This window comes from Bradyrhizobium agreste, assembly GCF_016031625.1.
GTDB lineage: Bacteria > Pseudomonadota > Alphaproteobacteria > Rhizobiales > Xanthobacteraceae > Bradyrhizobium > Bradyrhizobium agreste.
The window spans coordinates 137,448-152,918 of the sequence record NZ_JACCHP010000017.1; the positions used below are offsets into that span (position 1 = coordinate 137,448).

At 62.1% G+C, this 15,471-nt stretch carries 21 protein-coding genes; 10 read left to right on the top strand and 11 right to left on the bottom strand.

What is annotated here, in order from left to right; translation table 11 throughout:
- Positions 1–384: 384 nt before the first annotated feature.
- Entirely contained in the window at positions 385–975 is a 591-nt protein-coding gene (locus tag HZZ13_RS24310; RefSeq protein ID WP_197962107.1) for a MarR family transcriptional regulator, read from the top strand.
- Here HZZ13_RS24310 and HZZ13_RS24315 read toward each other — a convergent pair.
- The 3 genes from HZZ13_RS24315 to HZZ13_RS24325 all read right to left on the bottom strand — a co-directional run bounded on the left by HZZ13_RS24315 (position 972) and on the right by HZZ13_RS24325 (position 2,128).
- Positions 972–1,157 (bottom strand): hypothetical protein, encoded by a 186-nt coding sequence (locus tag HZZ13_RS24315; RefSeq protein ID WP_197962030.1) that lies wholly within the window; start codon positions 1,155–1,157, stop codon positions 972–974. The genes HZZ13_RS24310 and HZZ13_RS24315 overlap by 4 nt on opposite strands.
- Before the next feature lie 58 nt (positions 1,158–1,215).
- Complete coding sequence (locus HZZ13_RS24320) at positions 1,216–1,533, bottom strand: hypothetical protein (protein ID WP_197962031.1); 318 nt, start codon at positions 1,531–1,533, stop codon at positions 1,216–1,218.
- A gap of 334 nt (positions 1,534–1,867) precedes the next feature.
- Positions 1,868–2,128: a hypothetical protein gene (locus tag HZZ13_RS24325; protein ID WP_197962032.1), complete on the bottom strand. Its 261-nt coding sequence runs from the start codon at positions 2,126–2,128 to the stop codon at positions 1,868–1,870.
- Positions 2,129–2,375: 247 nt separating this feature from the next.
- On the opposite strand from HZZ13_RS24325, the gene rocF reads away from it, so the two are divergent.
- Both rocF and HZZ13_RS24335 read left to right on the top strand, forming a co-directional pair.
- A complete protein-coding gene (rocF, locus tag HZZ13_RS24330) occupies positions 2,376–3,353 on the top strand; it encodes an arginase (protein WP_197962033.1) in 978 nt (325 codons plus the stop codon).
- A 164-nt stretch (positions 3,354–3,517) separates the two neighbouring features.
- Positions 3,518–3,796, top strand: coding sequence for a hypothetical protein (locus tag HZZ13_RS24335; RefSeq protein ID WP_197962034.1), 279 nt, complete (start codon positions 3,518–3,520; stop codon positions 3,794–3,796).
- Positions 3,797–3,808: 12 nt separating this feature from the next.
- On the opposite strand, the gene HZZ13_RS24340 is transcribed toward HZZ13_RS24335, so the two are convergent.
- From HZZ13_RS24340 to HZZ13_RS24355, 4 genes are all read right to left on the bottom strand, one after another.
- Positions 3,809–5,068 (bottom strand): mandelate racemase/muconate lactonizing enzyme family protein, encoded by a 1,260-nt coding sequence (locus HZZ13_RS24340; protein ID WP_197962035.1) that lies wholly within the window; start codon positions 5,066–5,068, stop codon positions 3,809–3,811.
- Between the two features lie 141 nt (positions 5,069–5,209).
- The gene (locus HZZ13_RS24345; protein WP_197962036.1) at positions 5,210–6,496 is read right to left on the bottom strand and encodes an NRAMP family divalent metal transporter; all 1,287 of its coding nucleotides are present in this window, start codon (positions 6,494–6,496) and stop codon (positions 5,210–5,212) included.
- Positions 6,497–6,644: 148 nt separating this feature from the next.
- Entirely contained in the window at positions 6,645–6,830 is a 186-nt protein-coding gene (locus HZZ13_RS24350) for a hypothetical protein (RefSeq protein WP_197962037.1), read from the bottom strand.
- A gap of 250 nt (positions 6,831–7,080) precedes the next feature.
- Positions 7,081–7,272: a hypothetical protein gene (locus tag HZZ13_RS24355; protein ID WP_197962112.1), complete on the bottom strand. Its 192-nt coding sequence runs from the start codon at positions 7,270–7,272 to the stop codon at positions 7,081–7,083.
- Between the two features lie 128 nt (positions 7,273–7,400).
- Here HZZ13_RS24355 and HZZ13_RS24360 point away from each other — a divergent pair, with 128 nt between their 5' ends.
- Positions 7,401–7,628 (top strand): hypothetical protein, encoded by a 228-nt coding sequence (locus HZZ13_RS24360; protein ID WP_197962038.1) that lies wholly within the window; start codon positions 7,401–7,403, stop codon positions 7,626–7,628.
- A 196-nt stretch (positions 7,629–7,824) separates the two neighbouring features.
- Here HZZ13_RS24360 and HZZ13_RS24365 read toward each other — a convergent pair whose 3' ends face one another.
- A complete protein-coding gene (locus HZZ13_RS24365) occupies positions 7,825–8,232 on the bottom strand; it encodes a hypothetical protein (protein ID WP_197962039.1) in 408 nt (135 codons plus the stop codon).
- A 115-nt stretch (positions 8,233–8,347) separates the two neighbouring features.
- Here HZZ13_RS24365 and HZZ13_RS24370 point away from each other — a divergent pair, with 115 nt between their 5' ends.
- On the top strand, positions 8,348–8,596 hold the full coding sequence (locus tag HZZ13_RS24370) for a hypothetical protein (protein WP_197962040.1): 249 nt from the start codon (positions 8,348–8,350) through the stop codon (positions 8,594–8,596).
- 110 nt (positions 8,597–8,706) lie between these two features.
- Here HZZ13_RS24370 and HZZ13_RS24375 read toward each other — a convergent pair whose 3' ends face one another.
- Together HZZ13_RS24375 and HZZ13_RS24380 are read right to left on the bottom strand one after the other, a co-directional pair.
- Positions 8,707–8,931, bottom strand: coding sequence for a hypothetical protein (locus tag HZZ13_RS24375; RefSeq protein WP_197962041.1), 225 nt, complete (start codon positions 8,929–8,931; stop codon positions 8,707–8,709).
- Positions 8,928–9,128 carry a hypothetical protein gene (locus tag HZZ13_RS24380; RefSeq protein WP_197962042.1) on the bottom strand — a complete coding sequence of 67 codons (201 nt, stop codon included), beginning with the start codon at positions 9,126–9,128 and terminating at the stop codon, positions 8,928–8,930. Before HZZ13_RS24380 ends, HZZ13_RS24375 begins: the two co-directional genes overlap by 4 nt.
- Before the next feature lie 332 nt (positions 9,129–9,460).
- Here HZZ13_RS24380 and HZZ13_RS24385 point away from each other — a divergent pair, with 332 nt between their 5' ends.
- The 5 genes from HZZ13_RS24385 to HZZ13_RS24405 all read left to right on the top strand — a co-directional run bounded on the left by HZZ13_RS24385 (position 9,461) and on the right by HZZ13_RS24405 (position 13,717).
- Entirely contained in the window at positions 9,461–9,634 is a 174-nt protein-coding gene (locus HZZ13_RS24385) for a hypothetical protein (RefSeq protein ID WP_197962043.1), read from the top strand.
- Between the two features lie 502 nt (positions 9,635–10,136).
- Entirely contained in the window at positions 10,137–10,913 is a 777-nt protein-coding gene (locus HZZ13_RS24390; RefSeq protein WP_197962044.1) for a DUF4261 domain-containing protein, read from the top strand.
- The gene (locus HZZ13_RS24395; RefSeq protein ID WP_197948756.1) at positions 10,913–11,116 is read left to right on the top strand and encodes a hypothetical protein; all 204 of its coding nucleotides are present in this window, start codon (positions 10,913–10,915) and stop codon (positions 11,114–11,116) included. Before HZZ13_RS24390 ends, HZZ13_RS24395 begins: the two co-directional genes overlap by 1 nt.
- 43 nt (positions 11,117–11,159) lie before the next feature.
- Complete coding sequence (locus HZZ13_RS24400; RefSeq protein ID WP_197962045.1) at positions 11,160–11,780, top strand: imm11 family protein; 621 nt, start codon at positions 11,160–11,162, stop codon at positions 11,778–11,780.
- Positions 11,781–12,136: 356 nt separating this feature from the next.
- On the top strand, positions 12,137–13,717 hold the full coding sequence (locus HZZ13_RS24405; protein WP_197962046.1) for a hypothetical protein: 1,581 nt from the start codon (positions 12,137–12,139) through the stop codon (positions 13,715–13,717).
- A gap of 137 nt (positions 13,718–13,854) precedes the next feature.
- Here HZZ13_RS24405 and HZZ13_RS24410 read toward each other — a convergent pair whose 3' ends face one another.
- A complete protein-coding gene (locus HZZ13_RS24410) occupies positions 13,855–15,375 on the bottom strand; it encodes an FAD-dependent monooxygenase (protein WP_197962047.1) in 1,521 nt (506 codons plus the stop codon).
- Positions 15,376–15,471: the final 96 nt, after the last annotated feature.

Sequence of the window (15,471 nt, forward strand, 5' to 3'; positions counted from 1 at the left end):
AGATGCAAAGGCGGGTCAACGAGCTTCGGGAGATGGTGCGCCAGCACATCAGGAGCAGCGCCAATTTCTCATGCACGAGCTGAATTGAAGCCATCCGCCGCTTACTGCTGCAATTGGTTGCGAAGCGAGTCTAGCGCACTGAACTGTTGGAGCTTGCGACTCATGCGTGATGTGAATCTCTGACGGTGGACTTCTTACACGCTGAACTGCCGCGCCGTAGGCGGTAACCCCCGTCAGATTCATGTAAGCAATGGCCTATTGCAGATGATCGTCAACGTGGCCGCACAAGTGTTGATTGTAAACCTTCGTATGTAGACTTCGTTTTCTCCGTGCGCTGCTAGCTCTGACCAGTGTATTGCCAGAGCATACGAGAGGACGAGGATGATCACGGCAGCACAGGAAGCAGTCGACCTGCTAATTCAAGCCGCGGGCAGTTGGCAGTTTGACGATGCTTTCAACGGATTGCGTGATCGAGAGTGGATGGCGCTGCGCTTTCTCGCGCGTGCAAACAGATTCTCGCGGACCCCTTCCGCATTAGCCCAGTTTGTCGGCACAACTCGTGCTACCGCTTCTCAGACAGTCAAGCGTCTCGAAGACAAGGGCTACCTTCAGCGCCGAAATTCCGATCAAGACAAGCGCTCGGTGATTCTCGATGTAACTCCGCGAGGAGAGAAGCTGCTCCTAAGCGACCCTATCACACAGCTCGTTGACGCGATTGCTTCGCTTGAACGTGGCGCAAACAACTTTCGAGATTCGCTTCGCCAAATATTGGAGCAACTCGACGCGCGCCGGGATCGTCACCATGCGGATTTTTGCAGAAAGTGCATCTTCCTAAGTGAGGCGGCCTCCAGCCCGGCGAGCAGAAGGCGGCCTGAATATACGTGCAGATTCTTTCGTGCAAATGTCGACGCATCCGAAATCGATCTTCTGTGCTTCAATTTCGAGCGTAGAGAGAGCGGCGCCTTCCCCGACTAGTTCTCCGACAAGGATGAAGTCGGCGCGCACGCCCCGGAATCCGGGTCGCCAAGCAGCTTCAGCGCGGTCTCGATCTTGGCGAGGAGCGCTTGGATTTCGGCGCTCTCGTTCGAGCCGGGATCGCTCTCGAGCCGCGCCAGCAACTGCTCTTTCTGAGCCAGGAGCTTCGCAACAGCAGACATCAGATCACCGACAACGGAATGGCCGAAAGGGCCACTCTGAGAGCAGCCCTTTCCTAGTTCACCAGCTCCGCGTGCCGAAGCTGAAGCCGATGCTCGGGCCACCGCCGTAGTAGCCGTAGCCGCGATCGTAATAGCCGGGCGCTCCATAGTAGCCGTAGCTGCGGCGCACCACGTATCCGTCATCGGCGTCATAGTAACGCTGAACGTAGCGGGGGCCGCGGGTGCGGTAGCAACGTCCATATTCGTTGCAGACCAGGCGGACCTGGTCGATGGTGGAGGCTTCCGTTGAACCGATGGCGGTCGGATTGAGCGGAGCGGCGACTGCCGCCGATCCCAGCAGCGCCGCGGCCGCTGCAGCAAGTACGATTGTCTTCATGGTGGTTTCTCCTCGATGTGAACTCAATCGATCTCTTCGATGATGCGACGATCGCCCGGTTCGACGATGTGGGTGCGGCTGTCGCGGTTGATGTACCAGTATTCACGCAGTGCCGGGGCTTCGCGATAGACCTCGCCTCGATCTCCACGCCCTCGGGGACGCGCTCGCCGGTGCGGATCTCGGTCCGGACGAGCTACCGGTGGTCACCCGTTTCTCGTGTTCGCCCGTCCGGTACTCCGGGCGGGCCGGTTTTTCCTTCGGCCCGCCAGCCGCGAGCTCGGTGCGTCCTGATGGAGGACGATCTCACCGAGAGCGGCGGTTGCCGAAAACGTCGCTACCGCCGCCGCGCCACCGCCACGCCAAAGAGAAAGGCGACGAACAGGCTCGCAAGCGGTGCTTCGCGCGTGATCGCGGCGACTGTCGCGAGTGCCCCGCCGGGCTTGCGCGATTCCTCGACTGCGGAGGTCAGACGGTCGACGGCGGCGTGCAGGCCTCCGGCGACTTCCCCAATGGTACGGGAGACGTCCGCGGCCGTATCGATGGCACGCTCGGCCATGCCGGGTTGGGACGTGGATTCCGGTATCTCCGTGCTCAAGGGCGCGACCTCCAGGCGTGTTGATGGAAGCCGGCACCTTTGGCTATCCGCGCGAGCGCTCGTTTTGAACAGCGGGTCTTGGTGACCTTTGGCTATCCGCGACAGGCGCCGTGATTGACGGCGGGTGCCGGCCTTGGAGGGGCAATTCAGCGCAGGGAATTTTGTTCCGGACGATATGCCGGCCGGGAAACGACGGGTGCGAATCTCTGTTAGGCTGGGTGAACCTTGCTGACGTCAGGAGACAGCCGTGACCGACCGGACCATGACGGATCGAGCCCGGCGCATCGCTTTGCTCGGTGCTCCCATCGATATGGGGGCTTCGCAGCGCGGCACCTTGATGGGGCCTGCGGCGCTGCGCACCGCCGGCCTTGCGACGTTGCTGGAAAGCCTGGATTTCGAGGTGGTCGACTACGGCGATTTGTCCGTGGCCGAAGTCCGGGACCTCACCGACAGGCCGCCCGAAAAGGCCAATCACTACCGCGAAATCCAGCGCTGGACGCGCATCCTGAGCCGCAAAGGCTATGAGATCGCGTCGACGGGTGCGCTCCCGATCTTTCTCGGTGGCGATCACACCCTGTCGATGGGGTCGGTCAATGCCATGGCGCGGCATTGGCAGGACCGCGGCCGCGACCTGTTCGTGCTGTGGCTCGACGCCCACGCCGATTACAACACGCCGGAGACGACGATCACCGCGAACATGCACGGCATGTCAGCGGCGTTCCTGTGCGGCGAGCCCGGGCTTGAGGGCCTGCTCGGCGAGGATCCACGCGCCTCGATCGGCCCGGACAAACTCGACCTGTTCGGCGCGCGTTCGATCGACAAGCTCGAAAAGGAGCTGATGCGCTCGCGCCGGATCAGGATCGTCGACATGCGCCAGATCGACGAGTTCGGCGTCGCCGTCCTGATCCGCCGCGTCATCGAACGCGTCAAGGCGAGCAATGGCGTGCTGCATGTCAGCTTCGACGTCGATTTCCTCGATCCCTGCGTGGCGCCGGGCGTCGGCACCACCGTGCCGGGTGGCGCCACCTATCGCGAGGCGCACCTCATCATGGAGCTGCTGCACGATTCCGGCGTCGTCGGATCCGTCGACATCGTCGAGCTCAACCCGTTCCTGGACGAACGCGGCCGGACCGCGCGCACGGCGGTCGAGCTGATCGGCAGCCTGTTCGGCCAGCAGATCACCGACCGGCCGACGCCGAGCAATGCCATCGCGCCGGGCGAGTGAGCGGCGTGTTCGAACTCTGAAGCGCGGTGGTGAACAATCGTGCAGTGGAACTCGGCTGAAGCCTTGGGGGCGGGCGCGGCAGGCTTGGAACCTGCTCGTGGAATCGCGGAACCGGGGTGGCCTCGAATGGGTTGACCTGCGATAGGAAAAATGTGGATCCCTCGATGACAAATACTCGCTTCGCGGATTCCATCTCCAACGCGCTCCGCCATCCCGGCGTGGTCGCTTTGATCGTGGCGGGTGTGACGATTGCGGCCATGCTGATCGTCGACCACGGCCCGTGGAGCCGGGCCAAGACACAGCCGGCCCATGTCGCCATGTATGCGACCACGGGCGAAGCGGCACGGGCCGCTGGCGCCCTGGTGCTCCCGACCAATCCGAAATCGCCGATCGAGCCGCAGCGGCCGAAGACCTCTCCGACCGTCAATCCCGTGACGCCGTAAAGCGCGATGCGATTAGGATGGACCGTCATCGCGCATTAGCGGATCATGCTCTAGCTTCTCAGCTCTTGCGACGTAGTTGAGCAGCCCGCTACTCGTCCTCGGCGGATGGGCGCGCAAAGCGTCCTCGTTCGGCTCGGTGCCCCAGCCGGGCCGGTTCGGGATGATGAGATACCCGTTCTCGATCTCCGGCTCGTGCGTGAACAGCTCGCGATCCCAGGACAGGCGATCGATGTCGATCTCCATGATGCGCAGGTTCGGCACCACGGCGCAGAAATGCGCGTTCATCATCGAACAGAGATGGCCGTAGAAATTGTGCGGGGCGACGTTGACCTCGAAGGCTTCGGCCGCCGCGGCGATCTTCATCGACTGCCAGACGCCGTTCCAGGGCGTGTCGATGATCGCGACGTCCATAGCCTGCGCTTGGAAATAGGGCAGGAATTCACGCAAGGAGAGCAGTGTCTCGCAAGACGAGATCGGGTGCGGGCTTTGCCGGCGGATATAGCCGAGCGCTTCCGGATTGAAGCTGTCGATCTCGACCCAGAACATGTCGACGTCGGCAATGGTGCGCAGGATCTTCAAGTAGCCTTCGGTCTTGGCGTTGAAGTTGCAGTCGAGCAGGATGTCGACGTTGGGGCCGGCGCCGTCGCGGATCGCTTCCAGATGCATGTGCAGGTCGCGCAGGATCTTGCGGTCGACGTTGATCTCGGGCGCGAAGGGCGAGCCGAAGCCGGGGCGCCAGCCGGTCGGCTTGCCCTCGTCATAGGAGAAGATATTGGTCTTGAGCGCGGTGAACTTCTTCTCGCGCACCTCGCGTCCCATCGCCTTGACGCCGTCGAGACTTTCGATCGGCGGCCTGTACCAGGACGGGTGGTTGATGCGCCAGGTGGCGCAATGCGACCAGTACACCCTGACGCGATCGCGGATCTTGCCGCCGAGCAGCTCATAGCAGGGAATGCCGAGCGATTTCGCCTTGGCATCGAGCAGCGCATTCTCGATCGCTCCTAACGCTTGCGCCACCACGCCGCCGGCCGCAGGACGCGTCGCCGCGAACAATTCGGCAAAGATGCGCTCGTGCTGGAAGACGTTCTGCCCGATCACCCGCGCCGAGAGGCGCTGGATCGCGGCGCTGACGCCGGGTGAGCCAAAGCCTTCGTCGAATTCGCTCCAGCCGACGATGCCGTCCTCGGTCGTCAGCTTGACGAAATGATAGTTTCTCCAGCCGGCATCGCAGGCGAGGATCTCGAGGCTTGTTGCTTTTGAAGATTTGGTCATGTCGCTCCCTACTCGCCCGGCCGGGCTTGTTTTTCGCGGCCCGATCTCAGGCCGGGCCCGGACCGCATTGTTAAGCCAAGCGTGGGGCGGCGGGAAGATGCAGCGATGCGGCGCGGCAGCGCGTCCCAAGCAGGCCTTGCGTCAGCCGATCACCGACGAGCCGAGCAAGGCGAGAACGGCGAGCGCCATCAGTGCGGTGCCGAGCCAGCCCAGCGCGATCAGCCAGGAGCGGGCCCTGAAGCGGCCCATGATGGTGCGGTTCGAGACGATCAGCATCATCATCGCCATGATGGGGACCGCGACGATGCCGTTGAGCACCGCGCTCCAAACCAGCATGTGGATCGAGTCGATGCCAGTGAAGCCGAGGCCAAAGCCGATCAGGGTTGCCGCGGCGATGATGGTGTAGAAGCCGGCCGCATCGTCCGGCTTGGCCTCCAGCGTGGCGCGCCAGCCGAAGATCTCGGCAACGCCATAGGCCGCCGAGCCCGCCAGCACGGGGATCGCTAGCAGGCCCGTGCCGATGATGCCGGTCGCAAACAGGGCGAAGGTGAAATCGCCGGCGAGCGGCCGCAGCGCTTCGGCCGCTTCCGTCGCCGAGCCGATATTGGTGACGCCGTTGGCGTGCAGAACCGATGCAGTGGTCAGGATGATGAAGAAGGCGATGCCGTTCGAGAGCAGCATGCCCGAGATGGTGTCCGTCTTGATGCGGTCGAGCTCGTGACCGCCGCCGCGCTTGAGCTTGCGAAGCGGCTCGTCGCGCTCGCCCTGGTTCATCTCCTCGACCTCCTGCGAGGCCTGCCAGAAGAACAGATAGGGGCTGATGGTGGTGCCGAGCACGGCCACGACCATCAGGAGATAGTCGGCGCTGACGTTGGCCTTCGGCCAGACCGCGGCGAGCAGCGCCGTGCTCCAGGGAATCTGCACCGTGAAGGCGGTGGCGACATAGGCGAACAGCGCCAGCGTGAGGAATTTCAGCACCGGCGAATAGCGGCGATAGGGCACGAACACCTGCAGCAGGGTCGAGCCGGCCGCGAAGATCAGCGCGTGCTCGTGGTTGAGGCCGCCGATGACGAGCGAGAGCGCCTCGGCCATCGCGGCGATGTCGGCGGCGATATTGAACGTGTTCGCGGCGACCAGCATGAAGACCAGCGCCAGCACCGCCCAGCGCGGCGCGACGCGCATGACGTTGGCAGCGAGCCCCCTGCCGGTGACGCGGCCGATCTGCGCGCTGACGAGCTGGATCGCGATCATGAACGGCGTGGTCAGAAACACGGTCCACAGCAGACCGAAACCGAATTGCGCGCCTGCCTGCGAATAGGTGGCGATGCCCGACGGGTCGTCGTCGGCCGCTCCGGTAACGAGGCCGGGCCCCAACCGTTGCAGCAGCGAGAGCGCGGATTTCGTCGGGGTGATGGCGCTTTCGCTCATGAACGGGCTCGAACGGGTGCGGACGTCGACTTAGCAAATGCGAATCAAGGAACAGAAGTTCCCGCTGCCGGCGCGGGCGGCTGATTTTCGAAAATGCTAAGTGAGTTTGCTCCGTCGGGCAAAACAGGGCTAGATTGCCATGATCGGCCTACTTGATGCTGACGAACATGCCCCAGGCCGCGGCCAGCGCGGCGCCGGTGAACAGCATCACCGGATTGTTGCAGAACGTGCTGCCATATCGACAAACATCGGCGCCGAACTGGCCAAGCTCATGATGGCTGGCCGAGTAGAACAGTCCCGACAGCACCAGCAATGCAGCGGCGACGTAATACATCGAAGGTCTCTCCGGCTTGCCCTGTCCAGGCGACATGTCCCAGCATGCGGCGAAGAGATTTCACTTCGCCCAATCCGATTTGTAGCATTTGAGATAAAGTTTGATCCGTCGGGCAAAACACTGGCAAAATGGCACCATCAACGCGTGCCGGCGTGATGGCTGGTCGTCGACATCAAAAAGGCCCCGCATGGCGGGGCCTTGTCGTGTCGGAGTTCGTTGTGGAGGCCTCTGGCGCGAGAGATCCGCTGCCCTACCGCCGGCCCACACCGTAGAGCTCGCGCTCGCGGACGATATCCTTCGGCGACAATGGCGGGCTGGTGGCATCGAAGTCGGTCCAGCCGGACCTCTGCCAAGACGGCGCTGCGCTCCTGAAGGTTGACCGATCGCTCGTGCAGAAGCGCATCGAGGCGCGCGCGGTCCTGACCAGCCGCACATCCAGCATCGAAGCCTCCTGTTTGCGCACCAACGCAATCGGGCGGAGTTGGTTCGGGGAACGGTCGGGAACAAGCGGCAATTTGTCGGGTTTGTAGAACACACGCCTGGATGACCGGGCTGCTGGAGGAGGACACGATGAGGATCAAAGCGATCATTGCCGCCGCCGTACTGACGTCGGTTGCGGCGCCCGCGTTCGCGCAAGCGTTCTACATTGTGCAGGACGTCAAGACCAAGAAGTGCACCATCACCGAGTCGAAGCCGACGACCACTGAAACGACGGTGGTGAGCGGCGACACCGTGTACAAGACGAGGGCGGAAGCCGAGGCCGGCATGAAGACGGTCAAGGTCTGCACCTCGAACTAAGGAGAAGATGGGATGCCCGCATTGTTGCTGTGGGGCGTCCCGGCCGTGATCGTTCTCGGTGGCGGCATCGATCTGATCGGCCACATGCACTGAGCGAAGGCTCTCACCTGAGCTGCGCTCGAAATCAAGCCCGCGCGGAGCAATCCGCCGCGGGCTTATCTTTTGCTAAGTCCACGTCGTGAAGCGCGTGCTCGCTTTACGGCTGAGGCGCAGGAATTGAAAGAATGCTGGTTATCTTCCAACCATCACCCGTCTTAACAAGCACTTGATTCATCAGAAACCGCGCAGGTTGCGCCGTCTGCCCAGCCGGTGAAATCTTGAAGGTTATCGGCACGTAGAGTTGGGCTACTCCCGGCTGCAGTTCGATGACCTTCAGCTCGTCCATCTTCGGCTCGAGTGACAAGTGCCCTGGTAGAGGAGCGGGCGTCTCGAAGAATGGCTGCAGCGAAAGCTCGATCAGCCAGGGATCAGCCATTGTGCATACAAGCCCGCCGAACGCGCGGTGCAGCCCACTGACGAAACACGCCTGAAACCATGCTGAAACCAGATCGTCCTGAACTCCGCCGGGCCGAGCGCCGACCAACGAAGCGAAACGGAGAGACAATCATGATCCAGATCGGTTCGAAGGAAGAAGTCGCGCTGCTGCTGGCGCTGTTCGGCACCCATACCCAGAAGGTAGAGCGGCCGAAGCCGAAATCGCGGCAACGGTGAGCGACGCCATGGCCGGTTTGGCCGAATGCCAGAGCCTGCTCCGGCTCCTGATCGCCAGGGGCGATCCCAAGGCCATCCCGCTAGCCAAGGGCGCCATCGACCAGTTCCTGAACACGGCACCAGTGAGCATGCGCGGGCGCGGCCTGCGCGTGCTCCAGCGCGATGCGCTCGACCAGCACGATGTCGCGGTCGGGGTGCAGCGCTCGTTCGCCGAGACGGTGGACGCCTATATCGAGTGCAAGCTCACGGAGGAGTAGGCCGGCGCAAGCCGGCCGGGCTCGGAGGTTCGCGATGCGAGCGGTCCTGTGATGCAGGTGAAGTTCAATTTCCAGGTCGAAGATCTTAGGTCGCGGCCGCAGTCACGCGGTCATTGACGCGTCAGCGTCGGCCGGGTTGGGTCGGGCAGGGGCGGGCACAATTGCTCGGAGTCCAGCACGGCGATCTTCCGGCCGAGCTGCCAGACCTCAACCTTGCCGAGCCGCGTGAACCGCTTCGCAAAGTCCAGGGCGGAGGAATCGGACGGAGCTTCGAACGCTTCGGCGGAGCGGAGGACGCCGTTCTCGCCGACGAGATAAGCGCGATATTGCATCATGTCGGCGCCCTCAGCCCGGGCGAGCGCAGCCAGGCGTCGATCTGCATGGCGGTCTCGTCCTGCCGCGCCTGGCGCAGCAGCATGTCGCGGCGGCGGCCCGGCGTCAGCGTGCGCGCCTCCTCGCGGCAGCGCGCGGCCGCGTCTGCGAGTCTTTCGTTCAGTGTGGTGGTCTGCTTGAACCTACGCCGCTTCAGCATGGCGTACTCCCTTGTATGAAAGAGGCGGGAGCGCAACTGGCGTTCTCATCACCGATCTCATGCCACGGGCCTTGCGGTGATGTATGAACCCTACGCCTCCGGCGGCGGAGAGTCACATCATATGATATGAGGCGCCGATTAAATTTTTGCGCGCGATTTCAGCGTGTTGAGCCACTTACTCAACTTGAGTGCTTCGGTGAGACTAAGTTCACCTTGAAACCAAACTGACCTCAAGTAGTTTACAGGACATCACCGGCCAAGGCTTCGTCCGTAGGCGTCGGTGGCTGAGAGACCGAGCGTGCTCCCGCCTGCAAAGCAAGGGGAGCCGCACCATGCCAGTGTTTTGGCCGTTGCCTGTCGAACACGAGCAGGCTGAATACATGCGTCAAATCGTGCGCGAATGCCGCGAGCTGTTGAAGCAGCCGCTGCCCGATACGTTTCTCGGACGCAAGACGCACGAGCCTTTCCCGCCCGAGTCAGACGCTACGCCGAACGAGAAGGGTTGAGCGTCGGCGCAACAGCGATGGTCGGGAAAAGGCCGGCTTGCAGCGTGCGGGTTTGCGCGGCGCGGTCACGGATCGCGTGGGCAATCGAGCGCTGGTGCGTCGATGTCTTTGGAGGTCTGCCGGTGTTTCATTGTACGGATGAATTCGAGCACTAGTCTCCCGAGCTTCTTGAGCGTGTCCAGTAGCACTTGCACCGCCCGAAATGGCTTTGACACGTCGGGCAAAACACAGGCAGAATGACATAATGGAGATGGAATCCGATAACGCCCGCGGCGATCGTGCGGGCCTTATTTTTTGGATCCTATAACGCCTCGCATTCGGAGGCGCGGTGATCGGCCAACACGAAGTGCCGCTCTTGCACTGACCCACATTCAATCCGGAAGGGCGTCGCTGGTGAAAGAGTGCAGAATGTTTGTTGACATTGTTCTCTATTTGTTCCATTGGAAGGTTCTACCTGTGAGCGAGACCTGGGGTCTCGCCCGAAGCGTTGGCGGGGCAGTTCATGAGTAACTCGTTTATTACTTTTGTGTTGCTGGACAGACCGGTCACGCCCGACATGTCCGCTGTCGCGAAGATCCTTCGCGCGCGACATCCGGATTTGATGACGGAGCCCAACGATCCTGGCGAGCGACAGGTCCAAGCAAGCTCGCCGCTCCTTCGCTGCGGCAACCGGCTTGTTGCCGTCATGCCGATGCCATCCCCGATACCGGACGATGCCGGTCTGTGGACGCGCGCTGCCACGATATGGCCGGAGGGCAAGGCGGTGGCCGTCCGGCATCGCGGTCACCTGGTCGTCTCGGCGCTGGCAAAGAACGAGAGTCCTCTCGTCGCCGCGCGCGTCACCACCGCGGTGGTCGGCGCGTTGATCGCCGCCTTGCCGGAATGTTGTGGCGTGGTTTGGGACGGCCGGGTGGCGCGACCGTCCGGCCTTTGGCAGGAAGAGTCGAGCCGCTCCTTTGCGCCGTTTCCCCGTTATCCGTTTACACTGTGGGTCGACATTCTTCCGTTCCGGTCAGGCGCGAAGATCGGAATGATTACCGTGGGATTGTCTGCGTTTGTGGGCCGCGAGATCGAATTCGTGACCGGTGAGCTCGCGCTTCCGGCCTTGTTCGAGAAGGTGGCAGGACTTTCCGCGTATCTGATCGAGCACGGAAACGTGGTGAAGGACGGCGATACGATCGGAGCAAGCTCGAGCGAGCGGATCCAGGTGCGTCACAGGGATTCCGGCGCGTTTGGTGGGCTGCCGGTGTTTTACTGTGTGGATGAGGTCGGGCACTGATGGTGGCGCGCGACTTGCAGCCAGATTCATTGGTCGAGATCGATCGTTTGACACGTCGGGCAAAACACCGGCAGAATGGCATCATCGAAAAAGGCCGATCAAGCTCGCGGGAAGCCGTGGGCTTTATTTTTGCGCGGAAGCCGCGTTCCACCTGTAAGGCAATGGCGCGCAAAGAAATCGGCTTGAGGACTTCAAAGCTCTGAGAAGCGCGTGGGCCGAACGAATAGGCCAAAGGAGCGACAAACGATGCCCGTGTCAGGTATTGCAGCGCGAAAGAAAAAGTCGTCAAAGTTATACAAGTTCGAACGGGATAGAGTTAGCACGTCGCCCGGTTGGAACATGGAAAATTTCGACGCCTTGGGCGTTGGCCCCGTGCTGTATTCACCACGAGGCAAGCGAAGCTTTCCTCCGCTCTTAGAAACGCCGCGGCTGCTGATCGCCAGATCTCTCGGGCGGCCGCCGGCCGACTGGGAGCCATTTCACGACTTTTGGCTCGTGTCCGATCGGATGAAAAACGTTCTCGAGTCGGTGGACAGAGAGGGGGTTGCTTTTCTGAGATGCGAAACGCGGTCGTTGAGGGGAGAAGCACCGGTATACTGGCTCTGCGACATCGTCCGTGAGCTCGATGTCATCGATGAGGAGAAGTCGAACTTTAAAGTCCTGGACGATGGGACTGATTTCAGGCAGTACGACCGCATGGCGTCGGATTCCAGGTTCGTCTTTCGCGAAGAGGTCATCGGTTCGGCTCATATCTTCCGAGCCCGCTTTTTGTACAAAGTTGTTTGTGATCAAGCAATGAAGGACGCCTGTAAGGCTGCCGGTCTGAAAGGCCTAAGATTTGGAAACCCTTACGTCAATTGGGGTTAACCCCAGCCGTAGCTTTCTTGCACTGAGATAGGTCGATAGTCTCCTGAGACTCAATGATCTTTCAACGCAGGTGAAATCGCCCGCGTCCGAAGATGCTTGCGCGTTCTCTGTGCGGGGAATTCCCCCGATCTTCGTAATGTAGCGAACCCTCCGCTGTCCCGAAGCCTTTCGGCAGATGCCGACGACGGCAGCAGCTTCGTGCCACACGTCCTCCCGGCCCGACCCGAACGACGCGACCTGCAAATCCAGAGGCCAGCCTCCCTCGCTGCTGGCCATCCAAACAGCATTCAAACCAGAACGCCGGCTGCAATTCAGGAGCAGCGCGGATGCCGGCGTACGGCAGGAGCCGCATTCTCATGTTTCAAAATCACCACATTCTGCTTCAGCATTTCGCCGACCACCCAGTCATCCATTTTCTACGTGGACGGTTTGAAGTTGACGCAATTCGAAACCGTATGAATTTGCCCTCCGCACAATCGGTGGCAACCGATCTGAGTGCGAGCCCTCATACTGGAGGCCATCTCGGGACGTATTATAAGGGGTTCGGCGACTACCTGGAGATGGTTCAAAAATCTGCGAGGTACGCGGCGGCTCTCGCGGGTGATCCGCATGAGCTCGATGAGCTTGTTTCGGACGTGAACGCATTTGTCGCGGCTGCCAAATACGCGCTGGCGAACGGTCATCTGTTTGCCAATACCCCTACGGGAATGTCCCCCGAAAACGCAAATGCGGTGAACAAGCAATGGTTCGAGAACTGGAGAACATATGCCGCCGATCATCAGACGCAGATCCAGCAGATGCAGGAGACAGTGGACCAATTCCTCGCTGCCGGTCGCGCGGACGCGGCCTTGGACTTTCCGCTTCTCTTTCCGACGAGCGGTCTCAGCATGGCAGAGAGGATCGAAATCCTGAAGCGTTCGCCGAAAGGCTCTCCTATTTCGCTGCAATTTACTAACGTCGGACCTGTCCCCGATCTTCCGGGCCTCGTGCCGCCCTTCGTCAATACGCGTTTGCCAGGCTTTATTCCGCCTCCGCTTGAGGAAATCAACGAACCGGAAGGATTTACGCCTCGCAATCCGCTTATCACGTACGGGTTGCCGGGATTTCCGGCGACCAATCCTCAAGGCTTTGGACAACTACCTCCTACTACTGGGGTGGCCGAGGATCCTTTAGTGCTCAAGTTTGATCCAGCAACCGGTTGGGCCCTTCCATTCTCCGAACGCTCACCGATATTGGACCCCGGCGCTCCGTCTCATGCAACGCCGCCGGCTGGCCTCTACATGGGAGCGGGACTTGCCGCGGCTGCGGTGTTAGCGCCACAATTCTTGCCTCTCTGGGCTCGAGTAGGGGTCGCTGGGCTAGCTGCTAGCGCACCTACGCTAGCAACTGCTCGGACTGGCGACGGAGGAGTGTTCTCCACCGGAGCGCCCAGATATGATCCATTCAATCGCGACCAGACGAGTAGCTACGTTGGCGGCTTGAATGCGGGCCCTTGGTCGAACGAAGATGCCAAACCGATCGCAACGTCCTTAATGATGGATCATCGCGGAAATCAGGACGATACCTCTGAGAAACCAGCTCAGCAGCCGCAAGCGCTTCAAACAGGAGTCTCGCGCTTAAGCGGATCAGTCGCACCCGAAGATGTCCGGCGTCTCGCCCGTGTGAACGAGACGAACGCGGGCAACGTGTTCACGACGGGCAGTGCGCCAGTCCCGTATCTGCCGTCTACTGAGTTCGACGGGCGGTTTGGGTATTGGACCGCCCCGACCGCTGGCAGCCAGCATCCGCAACCGAGCAGGCCGATTGGCGTGTTTGCAGACGAGCCGAGCTACCTCGTTTCCCCACCGATCTTCGGAGTGGACGGCTCCGTCAATCCACGCAGTGACAGCGAGGAATGGTTCTCGCGCTGGATACGGCCTTTGCTTCCGCCGGAATGACGTTTGTGGTGGAGCGAGAGCCGTCGTTTGACACGTCGGGCAAAACACTGGCAGAATGGCATCATCGAAGAATTCGGAACAAGCCCGCGGGTTTACTGCGGGCTTGTTTGTGTTGGCGGCGTAGCGAGGTTTGTGCTCTACGCGCCACCCGGCCCGAACCACCGCGCCAACGCCTCCGCAAGCCCGCGCTGGCTCTCCTCGCCCACCCAGGCCACATGCCCATCGGGCCGCACCAGCACCGCGCGCGGCGCTGCGACCGCTCCGATGGCCGGGAGCTGCCAGGGGCCGTCGTAATCGGCATCGACAATCGCGAGGCGATCCGCCCAGGGCGTGATGTCGATGTCGCCGCGCTTGCCGAAATTGATCAGCACGCCGCGCGCGCCGTGCAGAAGCGTGAACAACCGCAGCTTCCGTCCGTCGACCACGAGATCGAGATCGGGCATGCGGCGCCCGAGCAGCGCGTGGCCTGCGCCGAGATCGTAAGCGATGTCGAGCCCGCTCATCATCGCACCAAAGCGCTGTCGCGGCTCGTCCATGGCGAGCAGCTCGGCGATCACCTCGCGCGCGGCCTTGCGGCCGTCGTCGCCGCGGCGGAGCAGGGCGATCTGCGCCATGGTGTTTTTCAGCACGCGCGCGGCCACGGGATGGCGCTCGCCGTGATAGGTGTCGAGCAGGCTCTCGGGCGAGATGCGCTTGACCACCTGCGCCAGCTTCCAGCCGAGATTGACCGCGTCCTGCACACCAAGGTTGAGGCCTTGGCCGCCCACGGAGTGATGAGTGTGCGCGGCATCGCCGGCGAGCAGCACGCGGCCCTTGCGATAGGAGGCGGCCTGCCGCGCCGCGTCGGTGAACCGGGAGATCCAGGCGGGATTCTTGACGCCGAAATCGGTGTCGTAGACGGATTTGAGCGCCGCGCTGAGATTGCGCAAGGAGGGCTCGCTGCCTCGCGCGAGATTTGCCTCCGTCAGCACCACCAGCACGCGCCCGCTCTCGGTCTTGCTGAGGCCGTGGAAGCCGAGCGCGTCGTGACGCAGGCCGAATTCCGGCGCCTCGCCCATCTCGACCTCGGCCATGAGGTTGCTGAGCGAAGGTTCCGGGCCGGGGAAGTCGATGCCGGCGCTCTTGCGCACCAGGCTGCGGCCGCTGTCGCAGCCGACCAGATAAAGTGCGCGCAGGCGCTCGCCGCCGGACAGCGTGACGTCGAGGCCGGTCGCGTCTTCGGCAAAGCCCGTCACCTCGCGGTTGCGATAGATCGGCACCGCGAGCTGTTCGACCCAATCGGCCAGGATTTGCTCGATGCGGGTCTGCCGCAGCTTCAGCCCGTAAGGGTGCCGCGTGGGGAGATCGCTGATGTCGAGCCTCGTCCAGGCGAAGCCGGCGAGTTGGGTGATCTGCCCTTCGCGCAGGAAGCGATCGGCAATGCCGCGCTGATCGAGGATCTCGATGCTGCGCGCGTGCAGTCCGCCGGCGCGCGTCTCGACGATGGCCTGGCTCGCGCGCCGTTCGACGATTGCGACGTCGATTCTAGCGAGCGCGAGCTCGGCGGCCAGCATCAGGCCGGTCGGGCCGGCGCCGGCGATGATGACCGCATGGCCGGCTGTTGCGCGTTGCGCGCTGGTTCGGCCGCGCGACCGCGACGTCGGAAGCAGCAAAGGCATGTCGTGACCCCTCGACTGGTTGTTCGGGCCGAGGGTCTTACGCGATCATCGGGGGCTTGAAGCAAGCCCGTTGCGCACCACATATTGAGCTGGGAG

Bases quoted from the DNA above. Each gene is read 5' to 3' on its own strand.
- HZZ13_RS24315 (WP_197962030.1), bottom strand. From the start codon at position 1,157: ATGTCTGCTGTTGCGAAGCTCCTGGCTCAGAAAGAGCAGTTGCTGGCG.
- HZZ13_RS24320 (WP_197962031.1), bottom strand. From the start codon at position 1,533: ATGAAGACAATCGTACTTGCTGCAGCGGCCGCGGCGCTGCTGGGATCG.
- HZZ13_RS24335 (WP_197962034.1), top strand. From the start codon at position 3,518: ATGACAAATACTCGCTTCGCGGATTCCATCTCCAACGCGCTCCGCCAT.
- HZZ13_RS24340 (WP_197962035.1), bottom strand. From the start codon at position 5,068: ATGACCAAATCTTCAAAAGCAACAAGCCTCGAGATCCTCGCCTGCGAT.
- HZZ13_RS24345 (WP_197962036.1), bottom strand. From the start codon at position 6,496: ATGAGCGAAAGCGCCATCACCCCGACGAAATCCGCGCTCTCGCTGCTG.
- HZZ13_RS24350 (WP_197962037.1), bottom strand. From the start codon at position 6,830: ATGTATTACGTCGCCGCTGCATTGCTGGTGCTGTCGGGACTGTTCTAC.
- HZZ13_RS24355 (WP_197962112.1), bottom strand. From the start codon at position 7,272: ATGCTGGATGTGCGGCTGGTCAGGACCGCGCGCGCCTCGATGCGCTTC.
- HZZ13_RS24360 (WP_197962038.1), top strand. From the start codon at position 7,401: ATGAGGATCAAAGCGATCATTGCCGCCGCCGTACTGACGTCGGTTGCG.
- HZZ13_RS24370 (WP_197962040.1), top strand. From the start codon at position 8,348: ATGGCCGGTTTGGCCGAATGCCAGAGCCTGCTCCGGCTCCTGATCGCC.
- HZZ13_RS24375 (WP_197962041.1), bottom strand. From the start codon at position 8,931: ATGATGCAATATCGCGCTTATCTCGTCGGCGAGAACGGCGTCCTCCGC.
- HZZ13_RS24380 (WP_197962042.1), bottom strand. From the start codon at position 9,128: ATGCTGAAGCGGCGTAGGTTCAAGCAGACCACCACACTGAACGAAAGA.
- HZZ13_RS24385 (WP_197962043.1), top strand. From the start codon at position 9,461: ATGCCAGTGTTTTGGCCGTTGCCTGTCGAACACGAGCAGGCTGAATAC.
- HZZ13_RS24390 (WP_197962044.1), top strand. From the start codon at position 10,137: ATGAGTAACTCGTTTATTACTTTTGTGTTGCTGGACAGACCGGTCACG.
- HZZ13_RS24395 (WP_197948756.1), top strand. From the start codon at position 10,913: ATGGTGGCGCGCGACTTGCAGCCAGATTCATTGGTCGAGATCGATCGT.
- HZZ13_RS24400 (WP_197962045.1), top strand. From the start codon at position 11,160: ATGCCCGTGTCAGGTATTGCAGCGCGAAAGAAAAAGTCGTCAAAGTTA.
- HZZ13_RS24405 (WP_197962046.1), top strand. From the start codon at position 12,137: ATGTTTCAAAATCACCACATTCTGCTTCAGCATTTCGCCGACCACCCA.
- HZZ13_RS24410 (WP_197962047.1), bottom strand. From the start codon at position 15,375: ATGCCTTTGCTGCTTCCGACGTCGCGGTCGCGCGGCCGAACCAGCGCG.